The 24,867-nt window shown below is 48.4% G+C and carries 1 protein-coding gene; it reads left to right on the top strand.

Annotated elements, in window-relative coordinates; translation table 11 throughout:
- Positions 1 to 15 precede the first annotated feature (15 nt).
- Complete coding sequence (locus tag VF06_RS15545) at positions 16 to 24,864, top strand: non-ribosomal peptide synthetase (protein WP_099066643.1); 24,849 nt, start codon at positions 16 to 18, stop codon at positions 24,862 to 24,864.
- The last annotated feature ends 3 nt before the right edge of the window (positions 24,865 to 24,867 follow it).

The raw sequence follows: 24,867 nt of genomic DNA on the forward strand, positions 1-24,867 counted from the left end.
TAATAAATATTAATTATGGATACGGAATACCAGCTCAAATGTATTGAAGAGGCATTTTATCGGGACTCAAGACAGTCGCTCCCTTCCAAACAACCACAATTGATTGAGCCGATCGCAATTGTGGGACTGTCCGGCTACTTGCCTGGTTGTATGTCCGTCCGTGAATTTTGGCAAGCTTTAGACACCGATTGTTCCTTAATTCAGGAAATCCCAAAAGAACGCTTTGATTGGCGCAAGTATTACGATCCGACGGGTAAAAATCCTGGAAAGACCCAGTGTAAATGGGGCGGCTTTATTCCAGATGTTGCCGGCTTTGACGCGCATTTCTTTAAGATTCTTCCCTTCGATGCAAAGCAAATAGACCCAAGGCAACGGTTACTGCTGATGTCGGTGTATCAAACTTTATGTGATGCCGGATACGCCCCCGCAACGCTGAAGAAATCCCGCACCGGAGTCTATGTTGCTCATCAAGACGATGATTATCTCCAGATATTGAATGAACGCGGCATCGATCCTGGTGAAGGGTACGGACAGGCATCGCTGCTAGCCAATCGAATCGCCTACTTTTTTGATTTTCGCGGCCCCAGCGAGATCGTGGATGCACAGTGCGCTGGTGCGGCAGTGGCTCTACATCGAGCTGTATCGGCACTGCGATCCGGTGAAATCAGTTATGCTATTGTCAGTGCCGCCAACTTGCTCTTACGACCGCAGCCTTTCTTGGCACTGTCGCGCACCAAGCAATTGAGCCGCAGCAATTTTGTGAAGTCGTTTCAAGAAAACGCAGACGGACATTTACGGGCTGAAGGTGTTGTGAGTGTGATGTTGAAGCCCCTCACACAAGCCGAAGCAGACCGCGATTTTATTTATGCGCTGATATCGAATACGGCGGTTAACTTTAATGGTCAAGGGGGTACTTCGAGTGCTTCTCCGAACATAGACAGTCATGTAGAGTTGATCGAGCGATGCTATGGCGAAGCTGGTATTGACCCGCGTGATGTCAGCTACATCGAAGCTCAGGGCATGGGGAATCGTCTTTCGGACTTGGCGGAGTGGGAAGCCTTTAATCGGGCGTTGCGATCGCTAGCCAAAGCTAGAGGGGTGACTTTGGATCTCCACTTTTGTCGAATTAGTACGCTCAAGCCTTTAATTGGGCACATGGAATCGACATCTGCTTTGGGGGCGCTGCTGAAGATCCTTCGTAGTTTGGAAACCGAGCGGATTCACAAGATTCTTGGTTTTTCTGGGGCGGATATGGCACTGGACACAGACAATCAGCCCTGTGTTTTGGCCAGCGAAACATTGCCTTGGAACAAAACGCACAAGCCGCGCCTTGCCGGACTGCATTCTTTTGGGATGAGCGGCAACAATGCTCATATTTTAATTCAGGAGTATCGTCCGTGGGAGAAAGAACATTCCCCGACTCAATCTTTGCCTCTTATTCAAGAGTTTCTCATCGTACTTTCTGCGAAAAGCGAGAAATCATTAACAGCCCTCGCCAGGGAACTCGACCAGTTTCTTGCCACTGCCTTAGTCCCTGATTTAAAGGACATTGCCCACACATTGTACAATGGGCGCGAACACATGGACTATCGAATGGCGATGGTCGTTTGCGATCGCCAACAATTGAGGGCTGGACTGCAATCCTATATCGAAGCGGTCAATGGCGTTGCGACGAAAACAGAAAATCCCAATGTCTTTATTGGCACAGTGAGTTCTGCTCAAAAGCAAGATACTTCAAGTTTTGCCGGAATGCAAGGGATGGCGGCAGCGTGGGTACAAGGCAGTGCAATTTCATGGCCGGAACATCCCACCGCCCGCCGAGTGCCACTTCCTGGTTATCCTTTTGAGACACAGCGCTATTGGCTCGATGAACAGATGCAGCATTCTCTATCTCTGGCGGCAATGCCTAAGACGGGGTTGGAGGAGTTTGCCATCGATGTGGGGCAATCCAGTGAAGACAACCTGCGTCGATATCTCACCTGTATTCTAGTGGAGTTCCTTGAACTACCACCAGATGAAATCGACGAGAATAAACATCTGCAAGATTATGGCATCGATTCTCTTGTGGGAATGCGGGTGATTCGTAGTCTGTCAGAAACTTTCGACATCGAAGTTTTAGGTAGAGATTTGCTCCAGCATCCGACAATCCGATCGCTAGCAAAACACCTGAGTCAAAGAATCGATTTGGAGGCGAACCGCCCGAACTTTAATCCCCAGGTGAGTGAACCTGAAAACCGAGAGGTTGAAAATTTTCCGCTTTCGGAAGGACAAAAAGGATTATGGGCGTTACAGAAGTCCTTTCCGCTGATGACTGCCTACAATATTCCGTTGTGTCTTAAGATTCGCAACACTATCGACACTTCGATATTGTCAAAGGCTCTGAAGTCATTACTCAAACAGCATCCTGTTCTCGGCTATCACCTGTTTGAAAAACACGGCATTCTCACACAAGGGCTAACTCCGGCGACTGAGATCGGCATCAATACTGAAGATGTTTCAGTCCTTGATGAGCAAAGCATCCTATCTAAACTCAGAGAAAAGTCAAAACAGCCCTTCAATCTGGAACAAGGCCCCTTAATCCGGGTGGATCTGCTGCAAAAATCTTCAACGCAAACCTATCTTCTGATTTGCGTACATCATATTGTGTTTGACGGTGGCTCGTTCCTGCCATTGGTTGATTCACTTTTTGATGCTTATCGCCGCTTACTGCACGGAGAATCGCCCCTTGCTGTGCCGATATCCACAACCTATCAGGATTTCGTTCTCTGGGAGCGGCGGATGCTAGAGTCTGGCGCTTGGGAAAAACATCGATCCTATTGGCGGGAGACACTTTCCGGCAACCTACCTGTACTTGAACTACCCACCGATCGCTCGCGCTCAAAAGCACAACTGTTTTCCGGCGCAGTTATTTCGACATCGATTGAGTCGTCGCTGGCGGCTCAAATCCGCAGTTTTAGCAAAGCGCAACGAGTCAACCCTTCTACCATATTTTTGGCTCTATATAAAATCCTGTTACATAGATATACAAACTTGGATGACATCATCGTTGGGATGCCAAGCATGGGACGACCGCAAGAACGATTCCGTTCGGTGGTTGGTTATTTTATAAATATGGTGGCCATCCGCAGCAAAAACTTCAGTCAGCAGACATTCGCAACTTTTCTGGAAAATCTCAAGTACACCATGTCCGATGGTCTTGACCACGCCAGGGTTCCTTTTACAACTGTTGTCCGAGATATCGGCATTCTCCCCAATGCCATGGCCGCCCCCGTATTTCAAGTGGCCTTTGAGTATCAAAACGGTCTTGCACCTAGCGATTTGCAACACTTATGCAGTTCCTATGGCGACCTTTTCGATTTAGAAATTAACTTCGATATCCACCAGGAAGGTGAATACGAGCTGGTATTGGAGGTATTTGAAGCCGCAAATGGTTATCGAGTCGCTTTTAAATATAATCCGAGCTTATATGACGCCACAACGATTCAACAGATGCTCGGTCATTATTTGCAGCTGACCCAAGCGGCAATTTCCAATCCGAATGCCTTGGTACACAAGTACGAAATGATGGACGACGCACAACGACGGTTGATTCAGTGGGATTTGAATGCAACTTCCGTAGAATATCCCAGCAATTGCATTCACCAACTGTTTCAAGCTCAAGTCAAGAGAACTCCCAATGCTGTGGCGGTGGTTTGTGGTGAGCGGACTCTATCTTATGAAGAATTGAATCGCAAAAGTACAGCTTTAGCTAAATACTTACAGCAACAAGGAGTCCAGCCAGAAACCTTGGTTGCGGTTTGCGTCGAGCGATCGCTTGATATGATGGTGGCCTTGCTGGGGATTATGAAGGCTGGCGGTGCTTATGTGCCTTTAGACCCGCAATTTCCCCAGGAACGTTTGACTTATATGTTACGTGACTGCGGTGCGTCATTCCTCGTTACCCAGTCGTGGCTAAACAATCGAATCGGTTTCATCGATGCACAGTACATCAACCTGGATAAGCAATGGAAAGAAATCGAACAGACTGCGGAATCGATGGAGCCTCTAAAATGTTTGGCAGGTCTGGGAAATCTCGCCTATGTAATTTATACATCGGGAAGCACTGGTAAACCAAAGGGAGTCGCCATCGAACATCGGGCGCTGACCAACTTTCTCTACGCGATGGCAGACCAAATCGGCAAACAGTTCGTGGCTGATTTTCTGGCAGTTACAACCTACAGTTTTGACATCGCCGCGCTGGAACTGTTTTTCCCCCTCATTCAGGGTGGGCGTTGCCTGTTGTGCGATGGCCATCAACTCAAAGACGTTGAGGTGATTAAGGCACAAATCCGGCGATGGAAACCGACTATTATGCAAGCTACACCATCCTTTTGGACTATGTTGCTCCAGTCAGGATGGAAAAATGACGAGAACTTAAAAATTCTCTGTGGTGGCGAGATGTTAAACGATTCCCTGCGATCGATGTTTGCCTCCATCGGCTGCGAAGTATGGAATCTTTACGGCCCCACTGAAACCACAATCTGGTCGATGCTTGCGAAGATCCAACCAGGTGATTCAGTCACCATTGGCAAACCGCTTGCCAATACCCGTGTCTATATCCTGGATGCCCACGACCAACTGGCTTTGATGGGTGTCCCCGGCGAACTTTGCATCGCTGGCGCGGGTTTGGCGCGGGGGTATTGGAACCAGGCCGAACTTACCGCCCAAAAATTTATCGATCATCCCCTAGAGGCGAATCACGGCAGCAAGTTGTATCGCACGGGCGATTTGTGCCGTTGGCTACCCAACGGCAACCTCCAGCATTTGGGTCGGTTGGATCTTCAAGTGAAGATTCGTGGATTCCGCATCGAACTCGAAGAAGTCGAACGCGAACTGAGTCGCCATCCCGCAGTAGGGGAATGTGCTGTTATCGCAAAGGAACGCCAGGGAGTCCAGAGTCTCATCGGCTATTACGTTCCCAGGCAAAGCGACGAAAACAACTTGCCACAAAACTTCGATTTCATCACCCATCTCAAGCAGTGTCTCCCCGATTACGCGATTCCCACAGCATTCATCTCACTGGATCGCATACCTCTAACTGCCAACGGCAAGGTCGATCGAAAATCCCTCGCCAACCGAGAGGTGGCGATCCAACGGCAGACAGAGAAAGTAACTGCCAAGACTGAAACTGAGGCGATTCTGGCAGATATTTGGAAGAATGTGCTAAATGTCAGCGATATTAGCATTAACGACGGATTCTTTGCTGCTGGCGGCGATTCGGTTTTGTCTGTGATTCTGGCGGATCGGATAGCGCGAAGATTTAATCGAGAGTTTTCGGTGACATCCTTGTTCAAGTATTCAACAATTCGAGATATTGCCGCTTATTTAGGAGACAAACAGGCTGAAAATCTGGGAGAAACTCCGTTACAAAATACCATGTCTGCGTTTGATGAAGACGGGCAAGACCGAGTAGCCCTAGCCTTGGGCAACGCCAAAAACGAAGCACTGCAAGATAGTCTGGCCATCATTGGCATCTCTTGTCACTTTCCCGACGCCCCAAATCATTATCAGTTCTGGCAAAACATCTGTGCCGGCAAGGAAAGCGGGAAATTCTTCTCTGAGGAAGAACTACGCCAAGCTGGTGTTTCAGAAGACTCGATCCGCAATCCCTATTTTGTGCGAGTCCAGCGAACAATTGAAGGTAAAGGCAATTTCGATCCCGAATTCTTCAACATCTCGCCACGCAACGCCCTATTCATGGATCCACAATTCCGTTTGCTGCTGATGCACGCTTGGCGGGCGGTGGAAGATGCGGGATATGTGTCAAGCGACATCCCTCGTACTGGCGTGTTTATCTCCGCCAGCAACAGTGGTTACAACACCTTGGTTGACAAAGCTGGAATTATCGAAGCCACGGACGAATACACCGCCTGGATGTTGAGTCAGAGTGGCACGATTCCCACCACGATTTCTTATCAGTTAGGCTTGATTGGGCCGAGCGTATTTGTGCATACGAACTGTTCTTCATCGTTGGCAGCCCTTAGTGCCGCTTATCAAAGCCTCAGCCTGGGTCAGTGCGATTACGCGTTAGTGGGCGCATCAACGTTGTTGCCTAAGTCCGAGATGGGATATCTGCATCGTCCGGGTTTGAATTTATCCCGTGATGGTCACTGCCGAACCTTCGATGCGGCGGCTGATGGATTGGTTCCAGGTGAAGGGGTAGCGGTGTTATTAGTGAAAAAAGCTCCTTTAGCCATTGCCGACGGCGATCGCATTTATGCCCTGATCCGAGGTATCGGTATCAATAACGATGGCAGAGACAAAGCTGGTTTCTTCGCCCCCAGTGTACGCGGTCAGTCCCAGGCGATTAGTATGGCACTGACTTCTACAGGTATTGGGGCAGAGACCATTGGCTATGTCGAAGCCCACGGCACTGGCACCAAGCTAGGCGATCCCGTGGAGATTCAGGCGCTGTGCGACAGCTATCAACAACATACCAACCAAAAACAGTATTGCGCCATTGGTTCGGTAAAGCCGAATATTGGGCACTTGGATACAGGGGCAGGGCTGGCAGGATGTATTAAAGTGGCGATGAGCTTATACCATAAAAAGATTCCGCCGTCAATCAATTTTAGCCAACCAAATCCCGCCATAGATTTTGAGCGATCGCCCTTTTTTGTCGTGGATCGTCTGCGTGAATGGGAGGCAGCACCCTGGCCCCGTCGCGCGGCTTTGAGCGCCTTCGGCATTGGTGGAACCAATACCCACGCGATTCTGGAAGAATATTTGCCAAGTCCCAAGTTATTGCCAGAGAAACTCAATACTCCGGTTCTGATTGTGCTGTCAGCCAGGAAAGACGATCGTCTTAAAGAATACGTCGAATCACTGGTTAATTATTTAGAACAGGGCATTGGCAAACCCAACGATTCCAGCGAAACCGAGTGGTTAATAAATCTTGCCTACACCTTGCAATGCGGTCGCCAGCCGATGGAGAGCCGTGTCGCCTTCATTGTCAGTAGCGTTGAAGAATCGATCGCTAAACTTTGCAGATTTGCTAATCACTGGCAGACTTTTGAGGGTTGCTATTTCGGTTCGCCATCTAGGGAGAATCAGATTCTCAAACTGTTTGCAGATGACGAGGACATGCAAGGATTATTGGCGCAGTGGCTAGTAAAACGGAATTTAGCCAAGTTAGCGCAGGTATGGATTCAGGGGGTGCAGGTGGATTGGAGTCGATTATACAGCGATCGCTTGCCGTCGAGAATTAGCGCCCCCACATACCCTTTTGCACCAGAATACTATTGGCCGTCCCCTAATTTTTCCTCGGTCAGCTTTTCGACACTTACACCAAGCCAGGCGATCGATGCGTTGCAGCACAAAAATGTTTCGGTATCGGCGCAACATTACAGCTACGAGTTCACCGGGGATGAATTTTTTCTAGCAGATCACCAAATCCGGCACAATGGTTCTGGGAGAAAAGTATTGCCTGCTGTGGTGTATCTAGAAATAATTCACCGCGCTTTCTGGCAAAGTATCAGCCATTCGCTGCCAAAGCTAGAGTATCCAGTCAATGACAGTAAACCAGTAATTGTACTGAGCGATGTTGCTTGGGTGCAACCTTTCTTTGTTGACGAATCGCCAACAGCCCTAGAATTAAAATTCTTCGACGGGACGCTGAACCAAACGCGCTTCGAGATGGGCAGCACCTTCAAAGGCAAAACTTTGCTTCATTGCCACGGTGACGTAGCAGTGCGTTTTCATACCGCTCCCACTCTCAACTTAGTGGAACTACAGCAACAAATACAAGACCGGCAACTTTCATCATTAGAATGTTATGAGATTTTTCGCACATTAGGCCTGGATTATGGGCCTGCCCACCACGCCATTGATACTTTGTTCCTGTCCGCAGGCAAAGCTTCAGAACCACAGGTATTAGCCAAGTTGGTGATTCCTGATGCCGTCGCTCAAGAGCAGTCTCGATATGTCTTGCACCCCAGTTTGTTGGATGCTGGGTTGCAGTCCTGCGTTGGCTTATTGCTACAGACCAATTCCCCAGAATCGCTGCGGTTGGCGTTGCCATCGTCCTTGGAACAGATAGAAGTATACGATTCCTGTGCTGCCCTGATGTGGGCTTGGGTTCGTTTTGCGCCCCAAACCAAAAAACACAGCCCCATTCAACCCATAGACATCGATTTGTGTACTGATGACGGTAAGGTTGCAGTGCGGATGAAGGGCTTTGTCGCCCGCGAAATTCCCCAGCAGGACTTTGATGGAGCAGTCACTCAACTTCAACCAAAGCCTTTGAAAAGTCACGACATGCCGCCCGGATTGGGTTCAGTTACCTTGAAACCAGTTTGGCAACCTGTGGCGATCGCACCTCAAGAGGAGCAATCAAAAGACAGCCTCACAGTAGTTTTCGGTGCAAACCAAACCTGGAAAGACCAGATTGCCGAACTCCATCGCGCCGCCGTGCTGGTTGACTCGGCAAAACCGCAATCCGTTGAAGAATTCTCCAAACAACTCGAATTGCTCGGATCGATACAGCGCTTACTTTGGCTGGCTCCAGCACCGATTAAATATGCCTTAGATGACGATCGCCTAGTCGATGACCAGGAGTTTGGCGCTTTTGATTTGTTTCGCTTGCTGAAATCGCTTTTTGAGAGCGGTTACGGGAAAAAATCCTTAGCGTTAACTGTTGTGACGAGCCAGAGTGTCGCGGTTCGCCCATTTGAAACCGCAAATCCAACTACAGCAAGCATTCACGGTTTAGTTGCAACCCTCAAGAGTGAATATCCACATTGGCGAGTTCGGTTACTGGATATTGACGGGGACGAGTTGCCATCTCTAGGTGAGTTATTTGCTGACAATGACACCGCAAATTTTCCGTTACTTGCGAGGCGAGACAAACAATGGTTTACCCGCAAGCTGATCCCGATCGCCTTTGAAAGCAACGATTTTCCTGCTTACAAGCAAAAGGGAGTATACGTGGCGATCGGTGGTGCTGGCGGTGTTGGCGAAGTCTGGAGCCGACACATCATTGAGAATTATCAAGCGCAAGTAATCTGGATCGGTCGGCGAGAACTCGACGACCGAATCCGCGAAAAACAGGCTAAACTAGCTGCATTCGGTTCCAAACCACTGTATATTCAAGCGGACGCCAGAAACAAAGCCTCTTTAGCAAAAGCCCTCGACGAAATTCGCCAAACCTACAGTTCTATAAATGGCGTGGTACACAGTGCGATCGAGCTTCAAGACCAAAGTCTGGCGCAGATGTCCATTGCCCGTTTTCAAACTGCACTGCTGGCCAAAGCTGAAACCAGCGTTCGCTTAGTTCAGGTTTTCCAGCACGAACCGTTGGACTTCGTTCTCTTCTTCTCTTCCCTAATCTCTTTCGGTGAGTCCCCAGGACAAGCCAACTATGCCGCCGGGTGTACCTTCCTGGATGCCTACGCCGAACAACTTGGCAAAGAATGGGCTGTGTCGGTGAAAGTCATGAATTGGGGATATTGGGGCAACACTGGTGTTGTAGCTGACGCTACCTATCGAGAACGAATGCGGCAAAACGGCATTGGCTCCATTGAATCACAGCAGGCAATGGCGGCTCTAAATCGTCTGCTGCAAGGACAAATCGATCGATTGGCATTCATCAACCTGCTCAAACCTCAAGCCCTTGAGTTTGTCATTGAAGATGAAGTACTTTCCGTAGTGGGTTCCGCCCGCAGTCAGGCTCATCCTGTGGTTGAGAACGTTACGCCGGAAATCCGGTATTCTCAACAATTGCAATTAATTCGCACCCATCGCACAGATGCCCGTGACGCACTGCTGCAAAACTTGTTGCTTGCCAATTTGAGCGAGATGGGAGTTCTCAATTCTTCTCAGGGGCGGCTTGCTGTGAGCTACTATCAAAAGTGGCTTGACGAAAGCATCCGTCTGCTTCAACAGCATGGCTTGTTAATTCCTCAGCAAAATGTCAGCAGCCTCGAAGAACTTTGGACAACTTGGCAAAAAGCGCGGCTGGACTGGGAAGGAAGCGCCAGCATGACAGCAGAAATCGATCTTGTGGAGAGATGTTTGCGCTCATTGCCAGATATCCTGAGCGGCAGAAAACTTCCCCAAGACGTGATTTTTCCGGAATCTTCGCTACGCCTAGTCGAGCCGCTATACCGAGGCAATCCGATTGCAGATTTTTTCAACGAGGTGATTGCCGATGCAGTTGTCGATGCTATCAACAGTTTGGACAAAGGCAACGGGTCGATCCGCATCCTGGAAGTTGGTGCGGGAACAGGTGGAACCACCGTTGGTTTACTGCAAAAACTTCAGCCTTATAGCGATCGCATCCTTGAATACTGCTATACCGATATTTCCCAGGCATTCCTCATCCATGCCCAGGAACATTACGCCATCGATTACCCATTTCTTCAGGTCGATCGCTTTAATGTCGAGCAGCCTCTTGCCATTCAGTCAATTCAGCCTGGAAGTTATGACATTGTAGTAGCAACGAATGTCCTCCACGCAACTAAAAATATCCGTCAGACTGTACGTAACGTCAAGGCCGCCATGCGTGCAGGCGGACAAATCTTTATCAACGAGATCGCTGGAAATTCTCTATTTTCTCATTTGACTTTTGGCTTGCTGGAGGGTTGGTGGCGTTTTGAAGATGCTGAAATACGTATCCCAGGTGGCCCAGCCCTGAATTCTCATACCTGGAAACAAATTTTGCAAGAAGAAGGTTTCGATACCGTCAAGTTTCCGGTGGAGTTTGCCCATAATTTAGGCCATCAGATTGTAGTTGCTACCAGTAATGGTGTCATTCGTCAACCTTTGTTGAGCAAGACCCATATCGAGCCGGAGTCTCTCCCCCAGAGGCAGCCTGATGATTCATCAAATGTGCAAATAAATAGTGTTGTGTCATTGCAGGAGCGGACTACAGAATTTGTTCGCCAGACCTTATCACAAGCAACACGGACTCCAGCAAACAAAATTCGTCTCGATACGCCCTTTGAGCAATACGGTGTGGATTCAATTGTACAGGTGGGGCTGATCCAAAAACTAGAACAAGTGACTGGATCTCTGCCCAATACCATCTTGTTTGAATACAGCACCACCCGCGAACTAGTTGACTATTTATTAGCCCATCGCCAGGAGTTTTTAACCGCCTCTTTCCCGACTCGAATTGACGAAACTCAGCCAGCAAGCAGCAAAGATGCGCCATCCCCTAGAGTCTCTCCCCAACCTGCCCAAAACCCCATCGCTTTGGATACCGCCAACGCCACGCCAAACCCAAGTAGGTTTGTGCAGGACGACATCGCCATCATTGGCATTGCTGGCCGTTATCCAGGTGCTAAAAATTTAAATGAACTATGGGAAGTTCTCAAAACAGGACGAAGTTGCATTGTCGAGGCGGACAGGTTTCGGCGGTGGAATTTATCAGAGGATCGGCATTTTGGGACTTTGGGGCGATCGCACTTTGGCGGCTTCCTCGACGATGTTTACTGTTTCGATCGTCAACTATTCGGTATTTCCGAACAAAGGGCGATGGCCATGCCCCCAGAGGTGCGTTTGTTCCTAGAAATTACCTGGGAAACCTTTGAAACTGCGGGCTATTCACGGGCAGCCCTAAAACAGTTCCAGCTGAGGGAGAAAAAAGGCATCGGCGTTTTTGTCGGCTCAATGTACAGTCAGTATGCCTGGACTAATCCTTCTAGAAAGGAAGCCGTCCTCAGTTCCAACGGTACGGAATGGCAAATTGCCAATCAGGTGTCACATTTTTTTGATTTCACCGGGCCCAGCCTGGTGCTGAATACCGCTTGCTCCAGTTCCATGACCGCAATCCATTTAGCTTGTGAAAGCTTGCGACAGGGCAGTTGTTCCATGGCCTTGGCTGGCGGTGTCAATTTGACTTTGGAACCTTCAAAATTTCTATCCCTGGAGCGATCCAACTTCCTTGGTTCTGGACAACACAGCAGAAGTCTTGGCGACGGCGATGGTATGATTCCCAGCGAAGGTGTAGGAGCGTTGCTGCTGAAACCGCTCAGTTTGGCAATTGCAGACAACGACCGCATCGCAGGCATCATCAAAAGCAGCTTTGTGAATCACAGTGGCGGACGACAGGCATTTACAGCTCCCGACCCAGCCCAACAAACTCAACTGGTGCTGGATTCTATCGCCCGTAGTGGGTGCGACATTGAGACAATTACCTATGTCGAATCGGCGGCGAATGGCTCTAGTCTCGGCGATCCAATTGAAATCATTGCGCTGAAGAATGCCTTTGCAAAGCTAACTAACAAGACAGGTTTCTGTGCCATCGGTTCGGTTAAATCTAACTTGGGCCACTTGGAAGCTGCATCGGGCATTTCGCAAATCGCCAAGGTACTATTGCAGTTCCAGCACAAAACCCTCGTTCCCACCATCAACGCAACGCCTAGAAATCCTCGGATCAAACTCGAAAATTCACCGTTTTACCTACAGGAACAATTGTCACCTTGGGTTCCTCAGTCAAATTCCCACAATAGCGACCTACCGCGCCGTAGCTTGATTAATTCTTTTGGCGCAGGGGGTTCTTACGCCAACCTAATCGTGGAGGAATATCAAGAAAAATCGTCAAATACCACATCTAGACCCGATACGAGGGAAACTTTACTTGTATTTGCTGCCGCCACCTACAAAGGACTACAGAGTTACTTGACACGGCTTCATGCTTATTTGCGAGAACATCCCGCGATTTCAGTAGCGGATCTCGCTGCGGCTCTACAGTTGCGAGATTGCAACCTGGAGTATCGTTTAGCCGCCATCGCATCCTCAACAAACCAAGCCCTCAATGTAGTGGAGCAGTTAACACGTCACAATGTGGATGTTAGCAATTCGGGTATCTACACATCTTTTGGCGGCGCAGACTTGCCGATACCAAAAGATGCCCAATTGCAATCCGCTATTGACGATGGCGACCTTTTCAGGTTAGCGCGTTACTGGGCTGCTGGTGCAGACATTGATTTTGGTCGGCTGAATCCCGTCGATCGCAAATCCTGTGTGGTGTTACCTGCATATGCATTTGAGCATGACAAGGAGTTTTCCTACATCATCCATGATTCCCAGGACGATACCCAAGCAACGGCTGAGTCATTGGTATCGCAGACATCAGGGGTAATGACAGCAACATATCTTTACGACGAACCATTTCTCCAAGACCACACATTATTGGGCGATCGGGTTCTGTTAGGAGTTACTCATGCCAGTCTAGCGATAACAGACTTTTTCCAACGGTTTCCGCACCAACGTGCTATTTGTTTGAAACGCCTCACCTTTGTTCAGCCGATAATTGTTGACCGAGGGGAAGCAGTGACCGTTGAAATCCATACCTCAGAAATCCCAACAGGATTGAGTTTTGACGCTAGATACCGCACCACCTCGAAACAATTGACGCAAACTGCGGCCACAGGACATTTGCAGCCGGATCTGTACAAAGAGGAATACTTGGACGTGGAACGTCTGCTGGAGTCTTGCACTCCAATTAGCAATGTGGAATCCATCTACCACACTGTTCCCGCCATTCGCTTGGGGTCTAGTTTCAGGACGATTGAAAAATTATTCCGCACCAGTGATGGTATAATTGCCAGAGTTTGTTTGACCGAACAGAGCCGTCAAGAGTCCCATACTTATGCTTTACATCCTCTGGCGATCGACAGCGCTTTCTTGGCCGCAGCACCCCTGCTTGCAGATGCCATTGGTAACGATTGTAACTACTTGCCGTTTGGTATTAAAGAAATCTATTGTGTCAAAGTTGATAACTGGCGATCGCTCGATCCTTGCTGGGTACATACTCGGTTAGTTAAGAATTCTGGCGAACTGATTCTGTTTGATGCAGATATTATTTCTGATAACTCATTAGTGGTTGCCCGCTTGCGGGGTTGTTCGTTAAAGCTTCTCCATGACCAAAAAGAGCCTCAACAAACTTCACCGGAATCACCAAAAGTTGATTCAATTGACCCATCGATTCTTGAGACAAATCTGGCTGCCGATGTGCTGCGTTATCTCATCGACAAAATCAACATCACGGCGCAGATATCAATCGACGAAACGCAAGTAAATACCAATTTAATGCAGCTAGGTTTGGGATCGACCGAATTAGTGGCGATGGCAGCTAGTATCGAACAGGATACTGGACTAGAAATAAATGCCACATTGTTTTTTGAGTATCCCAGCCTGATGGAAGTGACGAATTTTTTCGTAGACTCCCATTCTGCTGCCTTTGTACAACTACTTGGTAAAAGGAGAACGCAGCACGTCACCACTCCAGAAAAGTCAGATAGATCGAGCCACGAAAAGCTGTCAGCAAACCTGCACGGCGATATTGCAGTCATTGGTATGCACAGCACCTATGCCGAATGCGAGGATCTCGATCGATTTTGGCAACTGATCCGTGACGGCAGAGATGTAATCCGGGAAGTGCCTCGCCATCGCTGGGATTATCGTCCCTGGTTTGACCCTAATCCTGGTTCTGAAGACAAAACCTACTGCAAATGGGGCAGCTTCATCAAAGATGCAGACAAATTCGATGCCGCCTTTTTCAATATTTCCCCGCGAGAAGCAATATGGATGGATCCGCAGAACCGCTTGCTAATGCAAAGTATGTATGCAGCAGCAGAAGACGCCGGGGTGGTTAATCAATTGCGCGGCAGTAACACGGGTGTCTTTGCCGGCATCTGTTTTGATGATTACGCAGAGAAAATTGTCGAGTTGGGTTTGCCCCTTGATATTTACACCGGGACGGGACGAAGCGGCATCACCGCCAACCGGATTTCCTTCTGGTTCGATTTTAAGGGGCCGAGTATGGTGATTAATACAGCCTGCTCTTCGTCTTTGGTGGCGCTGCATTACGCCTGTCAAGCGCTGCGAAACAAAGAATGTGAAATGGCGTTTGTAGGTGGTGCTAACCTGCTACTCTCCTCGCTACACTACCGCTATTTTTCCAAACTGGGAGCCTTATCTCCAACTGGGCATTGTCATACATTTGATGCTGCCGCCGACGGTTATGTGCCAGCCGAATGCATCGCTAGTATACTGCTCAAACCCCTGGAACAGGCAGAAAAAGATGGCGATCGCATCCACGCAGTCATCAAGGGATCTGCCTTTGCACACGGAGGCTACACGCCTTCTCTGTCTGCGCCCAGCGTGGCGGGTGAGGAAAATGTAATTGTTAAAGCCTGGGAAGATGCCGGCATCGATCCCGAAACGCTAACTTATATAGAAGCTCACGGTACTGGAACCAAGCTCGGCGATCCCATCGAAACCAACAGTCTCAAGAACGCATTTGCTCGGTATACTAGTAAAACCGGATTTTGCGCCATCGGCTCGGTGAAAGCAAATATCGGTCACGCGGAGGGTGCTGCTGGCATCACCGGGCTAATTAAGGTAATACTACAGATCAAACATCGTCAGATCCCCCCTCTCGCCAATCTCCAGCAGCTCAACCCTTACTTGAAGTTGGCAGGCTCACCGCTTTACATCAATCGCGAACTGACTGATTGGGAGAGCGTAGGCCTTAGACGGGCGGGTGTCAGTTCCTTTGGTTTTTCTGGTGCTTTTGCACACGCTGTTGTTGAGGAATACCGTAGTTGTACTGATAATACATGTGAATTTTCTGGCCCCTTCCCAATCGTCATTTCTGCCAAGAACAACGAGTGCCTCAAAAGTCAAGTCGCCAAATTGCTGGCATTCTTAGAAGAAAATTGGTCTAAAAATCTCCAAGACGAAGAAAACTTCCTGGCAAACCTGTCCTACACGCTGCAAGTTGGACGAGAAGCGATGCAAACACGTCTCGGCTTTGTGGTTGAGTCGATCGCTGAACTGAGAAATAAGCTGCAAATGGCTGGGAAGGATTCGGATACCAAATCGGGATTGTTCTACGGAGACAGCAAATCTGGCAAGGAATATCTGGCTAGTCTTTTGGCAAACAAAGATGTGTCTGAAGCGATGGCAGGTTGGATAAGTAACTGTGAATATGCCGCTTTAGTTGATGGTTGGACTAAAGGCATGACCGTTGATTGGAGCAAACTTTACACCAAGGGATTTCCCCAGCGAATAAGTCTGCCTACTTATGCTTTTGCCCGCGAAAGTTATTGGATTTGCTCGCTTGATGGCGATGAGGAGGAGCTGAAGCCAGCGCAGTCAGATTTAGGAAAGCTGTACGCCTTGGTGCAGTGCTGGGATGCAATACCTTTACTGAAAGCGAACCAGCCTTTTAGCGATCGCACACAGCAAACGCTGATTATTGGTGTAGATACAGAACTCAAAGACGATCTAAGAACTTGCTTCAATCACGCATCTTATTTTGGCAACATGGCAAAAGAGCGGATTGAATCTCTCAAAAACAGGTTGACAGATTCGCCTTGGCAGCACATTATCATTGTCGTTCCCGAAGATAATTGCTCGTTGCTAGATGATGGTGCAGTGTTGTCTGCACAAGAGAACGGCATACTTGCAGTCTTTCGCATCGTCAAATCCCTGCTTTGGGCTGGCTACGCTACCAAAAATCTGGCTCTGACTTTGATGACAACGCAGATTGCCGCTATTAATCAAGATGAGTCGTCAAACCCGGTGCATTCCGCCGTGCATGGTTTTGCAGGTGTCCTTGCCAAAGAATTCCCTTCTTGGAACGTCCGCGTTTTGGATCTGCAAAAAGGGCGATCGCTTGCATCTGTGGATCTAGAACATTTTCCCGACGATAGCGCAGGCAAGATTTTTGCTTGGCGAGACGGGGAATGGTATCGACACACTCCGATCCCAATGCGGAACGTCCCCACCCCTCAAGTTGATGAGTTTCATTCCGCTTATAAACACCGTGGTGTCTACGTTATTATCGGCGGGGCGGGTGGCATAGGCAGTGCTTGGTCGCGCTTCGTTATGGAAAATTACGATGCCAAAGTCATTTGGATTGGTCGTCGGCAAATTGACGATGAAATTCGTCAAAAAATTGACACGTTAAAACAAATTGGTCAGACCCCGGAATATTTACAGGCTGACGCATCCAATCGAGAATCACTCACTCAAGCGTACAAGTCCATCAAGTCTCGCTACTCCCAGATACATGGTGTCATTCATTCGGCTGTTGGGCAATTCGACCAAAGCCTCAGTGAAATGGACGAGAACCGATTTTGCTCAATTTTGTCATCCAAGATCGATGTTAGTGTGAATATGGCAAGCGTGTTTAAACACGAGCCATTAGATTTCATGCTGTTTTTTTCCTCTATTGTTTCTTTGACTAGGGGTGGGGGCATGAGTGGTTATGCCGCCGGCTGCGCGTTCAAGGACTGTTTCGCCATCGAGTTGAACCGTTGCCTGCCATTCCCTGTAAAGGTGATAAATTGGGGTTACTGGAACGTAGGCACTGGTAACACCATCCCTGACGCCACAAAAATCCGCATGAAACAGTGCGGCATTGAGCCGATCGCATCGCAACAGGGTTTAGAAGCGCTAGAAGCCTTTCTGGTGAACCCTCTGCATCAAATTGCTCTTTTGAAAACTACTCGTTTAGACAGACTTGATTTGGTCAAGGACGACGAGTGGCTTGATATTTATCCCTCAGTCAATGCGTCTTTTATTGAATCGGCACTCAAGCAAATTCCCCGGCATTCCGATGGCGTTGCAGCCATAGCAAAGCAATATCTAGAACCGATTGCAGCCATAGAAAGTTTGCTGGTGAAATTGCTGCATGGTACGCTAACAAGCCTTGACTTGCTGCATCCACATGCCACTCTGTCACCCGCTCTGCCAGAATTCTATCAACTTTGGTTGCAAGAAAGTCGTCGGCTGGCCATCGCCCTCATCCCCGATGGTGTCCAAGGGAATCTCGCTGATATCTGGGACGAATGGAATCGCCAGAAAATTGATTGGGACAGTATGCCTCACATCCAGTCAATCGTCACACTGGTGGATGTTTGTATGCGCGAACTTCCAGCGATTCTCAAGGCACAAAAGCGAGCAACAGATATCATGTTTCCCAATGGTTCCATGTCACTGGTAGAAGGAATCTATGAAAAAAATGCCATCGCCACGTATTTCAACGAACTGCTTGCCCAAACTGTAGTTAACTACCTACAGGAACGCTGCCTGGTGGATGGGTTGACACCTATACGAATTCTGGAAATTGGCGCTGGTACAGGAGCAACAACAACAACTGTATTACACCATCTCGAACCTTTTGGCAATCTGATTGGCGAATATCTTTATACAGACATTTCCCCAGCATTTCTGGTGCGTGCAGAAAAACACTTCGCACCCAAGTATCCGTTTTTGCGGACACAATTGTTTGACGTTGACCAGCCTCTATCAAAGCAGGGCATTGCAATCGGCTCTTTTGATTTAGTTATTGCCACCAACTGTATCCACGCAACAGCCAATATTCGTCGGTCTCTACGTAACGCTAAAGCTGCCTTGCGCGGAGGAGGCGTGATTTTCCTGAATGAAATTACCCAAACTTCATTAATCTCTCACCTCACTTTTGGTTTATTAGCAGGATGGTGGTTAGCTGAAGATTCAGAGTTACGAGTACCTGGATCGCCGTTTTTGCTAGCAGAAGACTGGAAACGAGTCCTTCAGCAAGAGGGTTTCCAAGCGATCGCTTACCCAGCACCTTTGGCAAATTCGTTGGGACAACAGGTGATTGTCGCTGTGAGTGACGGTGTTGTTCGCCAGCCAGAATCGATTTTTTCCGTACCTGACGCAAAACAGCAACCACTTAACAAGGAAGGTGCTGCATCTGCCAATACGGTTCTGGGAAAGGGGAAAGGGGAAAGGGGAAAGATTTTAAATACATCCTTTACCCATTACCCTTTAACCTTTTCCCAGACCACAAGGAAAGTTCATAGTGCCGATCCGAACCGTATTGCTGCATCTGCACTGAAGGAATTGAAGGAACAGGGGACGACTTACTTTAAACAACTGATCGGTGAGGTTTTGATGATGGATGGAAACCGAATCGATTCATCAGAACCCCTCGCCGTTTATGGTGTTGATTCCATCATCATCGCCCAGTTGACCAATGCCCTCAACAAACACTTTGAAAATGTGAAAGCGGGATTACTTTTTGAAGCATCAACCATTGATGCCTTAGTGAACCATTTCGCCGAAACTCAACAAACAAACTTTGCGAAGCTGTTAAAATTGCAAGACCATCCTGAGCCGAAAGCAGCCATCCCAGAAAGCATTGCAAATCAGCAGCAGCCGTCTACAAATTTTGCAGCCAAGACCATCGCCTTACATCAGTCGCGCGATTCAATCACAGATGCCATCGCCGTAATTGGGATGAGTGGTAGATTTCCCCAGGCTAAGACCCTAACAGAATTTTGGGAAAACCTGCAATCGGGAAGAGATTGCATCACTGACTTGCCAGAAAACCGATGGAACATGGATGGCTTCTTTGAAGCCGATCCAAAAATGGCACGGGAACAAGGAAAAAGTTACTGCAAATGGGGCGCTTTTCTAGAAGACTTTGACACTTTTGACCCGCTATTTTTTAATATATCGCCACGAGAAGCGGCTCAAATGGATCCCCAGGCTAGGATATTTTTGCAGGAATGCTGGCGTGCATTTGAAGATGCGGGATATTCTCCCTCAGGACTCGACGATGCGGTGCGCGAACGCACAGGGGTCTATGGAGCCGTCACCAAGGTGGGATTTAATACTTCTTTTGCCGCTATGGTCAATCGCGTCTCCCATGCGATGGATCTCCAAGGGGCAAGTATAGCTGTTGATACCATGTGTTCCTCAGCCCTCGTAGCGTTGCACCAAGCCTGTGAAGCACTGCGCCACGGCGACTTACAAATGGCGATCGTGGGCGCGGTCAATCTGTATCTCGATCCAAGGAATTATAAGTATCTGTGCGAAGTCGGCTTGCTGGCTGAATCCAAAATGCCAAAAGTCTTCGGCGCAGGGGGAACTGGCTTTGTACCCGGAGAAGGTGTAGGAGCTGTTGTCCTCAAGCGTCTTGAGGATGCACATCAAGACAACGATTCCATTGTGGCGGTTATTCGCAGCAGTGCCGTTAATCATAGCGGTCGAGCCAACGCTTACGGTGCGCCAAACCCACTTCGTCAAGCTGAGGTTATCAGTCAGGCGCTCAATGCTGGTGGCATCGATCCCAGGTCAGTGGGTTACATCGAATCAGCAGCAATGGGATTGGAGATGGCAGACTCCCTGGAGTTGAATGCACTAAAAAAAGTGTTTGGCGATCGCAGTGAAGATCGTTGGCAATGTTATCGACTCGGATCGCTCAAATCGAGCATCGGACATGGCGAGTCCGTTTCGGGAATGGCGCAGTTTATGAAGGTCGTGCTACAGCTAAAACACAGAAAACTTTGTCCGACAAAAGTGGTTACACCGCTTAATCCAGATATCGATTTTGCCTCACTTCCGTTTCAGTTGCAGACAGAACTTGAGCCTTGGTCGCCGTTGACCATTGATGGCATCTGTTTGCCTAGACGAGGGGGCATTACTGCGCTCGGCTCTGGCGGTGTCAATGCTCATTTGATTGTTGAAGAATATCAGCGACAGCCAAGTGAAGAGACTCTAAAACTTCCCCAGGATTCGCCCCAAATCATCATTTTATCTGCCAAAAACGACCATCGCCGCCAAGCTCAAATATCTCAATTGATCGAGTTTCTCCATGGCCATCAAGACGTTTCCTTGGCGGATCTTGCCTTCACGCTCCAAGTAGGGCGCGAAGCAATGGCATCGAGGGTGGCACTGGTTGTCAACAGCATTGACGAGTTGAGGACTGGGCTGTCTCATCTTCTGCTGCATAATCAAGGGAATTTGTCAAGTAATATTCCTGTTTATGTCGGAAATATTAGCGAAAGCGACAACTCATGGCAAACGCTACTGGCTGGTGGTGCCGACGCAATGGTATTACAGCTATTCCTCGAACAACGGAACTACCAAAAACTGGCCCAGTTCTGGGTTCAGGGTGGCAAGATTCCTTGGATGTCGCTTTGGGAACACAAACAGGTTCAGAGAATTTCTTTGCCCACTTATCCATTTGAGAAACGGTGTTTCTGGGAAGCTGCCAGCAGTGCTAATTCAAATATACCTCTTGCAAAAAACACTTTTGCAAGAGTTGGGGAAAGGGAAAAGGTTAATGGTTCGACAAGCTCACCAACCGGGGAAGGGGACAATACAAAACCTTTACCCTTTCCCCCTTCCCCTTTTCCCGACTTATGCAAAAAGTCTCATGAACCGAAGTTTAACGGGGCGATCGCACAGGGCAATTCCAACCCAAACGACGCAAGTTGCAGCGTGCAGAAAATTGTCACCGCAATTGTAGCTAAATCCATTGGCCTGAGCGAAAGTGAAATTACACCGCACCTATCGCTGTGGCAACTAGGCGTTGATTCGATTCGCAGTATGGAAATCGCACGGCGGATACAAAAACGTCTCCACGTGGAGATCGGGCATCGCGAACTAGCAGACTATGGAACCGTGGAGGCTCTGTGCCGATTAATTGAGCAAAAGCAAGCAGCCATCGCTGTGAATGTTACAAATGAAATAGAGTCAGTTTCCGAGCCAGAAACAACCAGCAAGGTGGGTGCATTGACTTTCCCTCTGTCTGAAGGACAACGCGGATTGTGGCTGTTGCACCAGTTGGTTCCGGACATGACGGCTTACAATGTGCCTGTAACGCTACAATTCGATGGACTCGTTAATGTTAATGCCATCAAACAAGCAGCATCCTTCCTGCTAGAGCGTCACCCGATGCTGCGATCGCAATTCCACACCGACGACAAAGGAAATCCCATCCAAACCATTCGTCCGCACACGGAGTTTTTCTTCGAGGATGGCGATCGCAATTTTGTAACGGATGCAGTGTTACAAGAGCGGTTAAGAGCCGCAGCTCATGGAGTTTTTCATCTCGAAACCGATCCACTTGTTCGCCTTCATCTGTTTCACCAGTCCCAGAATCGCCACCAGTTGCTAATTGTGATTCATCATCTGGTGGTTGACGGATCGTCTTTGCCGATTCTGCTGCACGACTTCCTACACGCCTATGCTGCGTTCTCAAAAAAAAGCCAACCGGCAATTGCTTCGCCAGAAAGCGCCGACTATGCAGATTTCGTTGCTTGGGAACAAGCATTTATCTGTAGCGAACGAGGCAAAGCCAGCCTATCCTATTGGCAGAAGCAACTGAGCGGGACTCTGCCACTGCTGGCGTTGCCATTTGACCGGGAGCGCCCCCCCAACCAAACCTATGCAGGTACGACAATCTCCACCAAGTTGGAGTCCAATACAACCCACCAGCTTCGGTGTTTGGCCAAGAATCAAAATGTCAGCTTGTTCGTGTTACTGCTCGGCATCTATCAGGCGTTGCTGGCTCGATATACGCTGCAAAACGACATTATTGTTGGCGTTGCAAGTGCCGGCAGACCTGAAGAGCGATTTGCCAACACCGTGGGCTACTTTATTAATATGGTTCCCATTAGAACGCAAATTAACGTCAAGGAGCCATTTGCTCAGTTGTTGCAGCGCCTCAAAATCACGGTAGCCGATGGACTGGATCGTGGGTACTTTCCGTTTCCCAAACAGGTTTCCGAACTTTGTATCTCTCGCGATCTAGCGCATTCTCCGGTATTCCAAACCTCCTTTGCAATGCAAAGTTTCTGGAGACCAGAAATAGAACAAACATTGCAAAATCAGTTGGAAGGGGTTTCGGTAGTAGCAGGGCCTAGTCCAGCAGGGGAAATCGAACTCCGCCTAGAGATCGTTGAACAATGCAACGAAATCTTGGTGAATATGGCGTATAATACTGACCTTTTTGAGCAAGCTACTATCATCCGGCTGGCAGAACATTTTGGCAACCTGGTAAAAGCAGTCTGCCAAAACCCCAATCAACCGATTCATAGCTTGGAGTTACTGAGTAACGAAGAACAAACAAAGCTGCTGAATAAATGCAGCATTGGCGATCGCGTCCCCAAAAAAGCTGATAACCTACACAAATGCGTCCACCACCTATTTGAGATCCAAGCACAGAAAACACCCGAAGCAGTGGCAGTTATTCACAATCAGCGATCGCTCACATATGCGGAATTACATCGGCAATCTGCTGGATTAGCTAACCGTCTGCGAGACATGGGTGTTCTACCTGGCACGATTGTGGGTATATTCACTGAACGCTCTATTTCTCAGGTAGTGGCGATTCTCGCAGTTCTGAAGGCCGGGGCTGCCTACTTACCGCTCGATCCGGCTTATCCGCAGCAACGTCTGACTTTTGTCATCGAAGATGCAGAGCCAATGGTTATCTTGACTGAGGAAAAGCTGGGCGATGGACTGATAAATCTGTTGGGGTCGGAGAAACAAAAACTGCCGATTTTGTACGTAGAGCAAAGCGAAGTACCACAAGAAATTCCGCCCTCTCCCCTACTACCTGCAAACTCCCTGGTTTATGTCATTTATACATCGGGTTCTACCGGACAACCAAAAGGGGTAGCTATGGGACATGGAGCCGTGATGAATTTGATCCAGTGGCAAATTTCTCAAGCCGGAGAATGTCAAACACCCCGAACCCTGCAATTCGCATCGCTGAATTTTGATGTCTCATTTCAGGAGATATTCTCCACTCTGGGCGGCGGAGGTAGCCTGGTACTGATTGACGAAAACCTGCGTACCAACCCGGCTGAATTAGCTAAGTTAATCGAAGATCGGCAGATTCAGCGTTTGTATCTTCCCTATGTTGCTCTCAGCAGTCTTGCCGAACAACTCCGAATTTCCAAACGTTCTTTACATACCTTGCGCGAAGTGATTATCGCTGGCGAAGCTCTCAGAATCACCCCAGCAATTTCCCAGATGTTTCAAAATGCGCCGCAATGCATTTTACAAAATCAATACGGGCCATCGGAAAGTCATGTTGTCACATCATTCACTCTGGAGCAGGATGTCAACTCTTGGTCAGTCTTGCCTCCCATTGGATGTCCTATTCCTGGTGTCGCCATTTACATCTTGGACGAACACTATAATCTCATGCCCATCGGCATCGCTGGCGAAATTTTTATCGGTGGTGAATGTCTAGCCCAAGGCTATCTCAATAACCCGGAACTTACTGAGCGCAAATTTGTCACCAATCCATTTGTTAGTTTGCCAGAAGGCTCTGTTCGAGAACGAATTTACGCCACGGGCGATGTCGGTCGTTACTTACCCGATGGCAATATTGAATATCTCGGTCGCCGCGACAATCAAGTTAAAATTCGTGGCTTCCGCATCGAACCTGGGGAAATCGAAGCTGTATTAGAGACACACCCAGAAGTTCGTTCAACTGTGGTGATTGCAGAAGCAGACAATCCCAATTTTAAACGTCTAATCGCCTACATTGTCCCCCAAGTTCACCCCCCCAGTACTAGCGAGTTACGGAGCTTCCTCAAACAGAAATTACCAGATTATATGGTGCCTTCTGCTTTTGTGTTCCTCAAAGCACTACCCGTAAACCCCAATGGAAAAGTAGACCGTCGCGCCCTTCCCAAACCAGAGCCAACTTTTTTAGATGAAGCTAATTATGTAATGCCAAAAACAGAGGTGGAAAAAATCATCGCTGAAGTTTGGCAAAAGGCACTGCAAGTAGAAAAAGTGGGAATTTGCGATAATTTTTTTGAACTGGGGGGTCATTCGTTACTTCTAGTGCAAATTAATCAACAATTGCAAACAGCATTGAATTCGGAATTGTCAATACTTGATATGTTTAAGTACCCAACTATCCAGACTTTAAGTCAATACTTAAGCGGGAAGTCGCCTCAACAAGATACATCCGAAAAAAATAATCCCCGCAACCAAATTCACAGTGATATGAAAGCTTTAAAAAACCGACAATTAGAACTCAGGCGACAGCACCGTTCTCGTAATCAAGAGTGAAAA

Origin of the sequence: Nostoc linckia z4, assembly GCF_002608075.1 — a bacterium.
GTDB lineage: Bacteria > Cyanobacteriota > Cyanobacteriia > Cyanobacteriales > Nostocaceae > Nostoc > Nostoc linckia.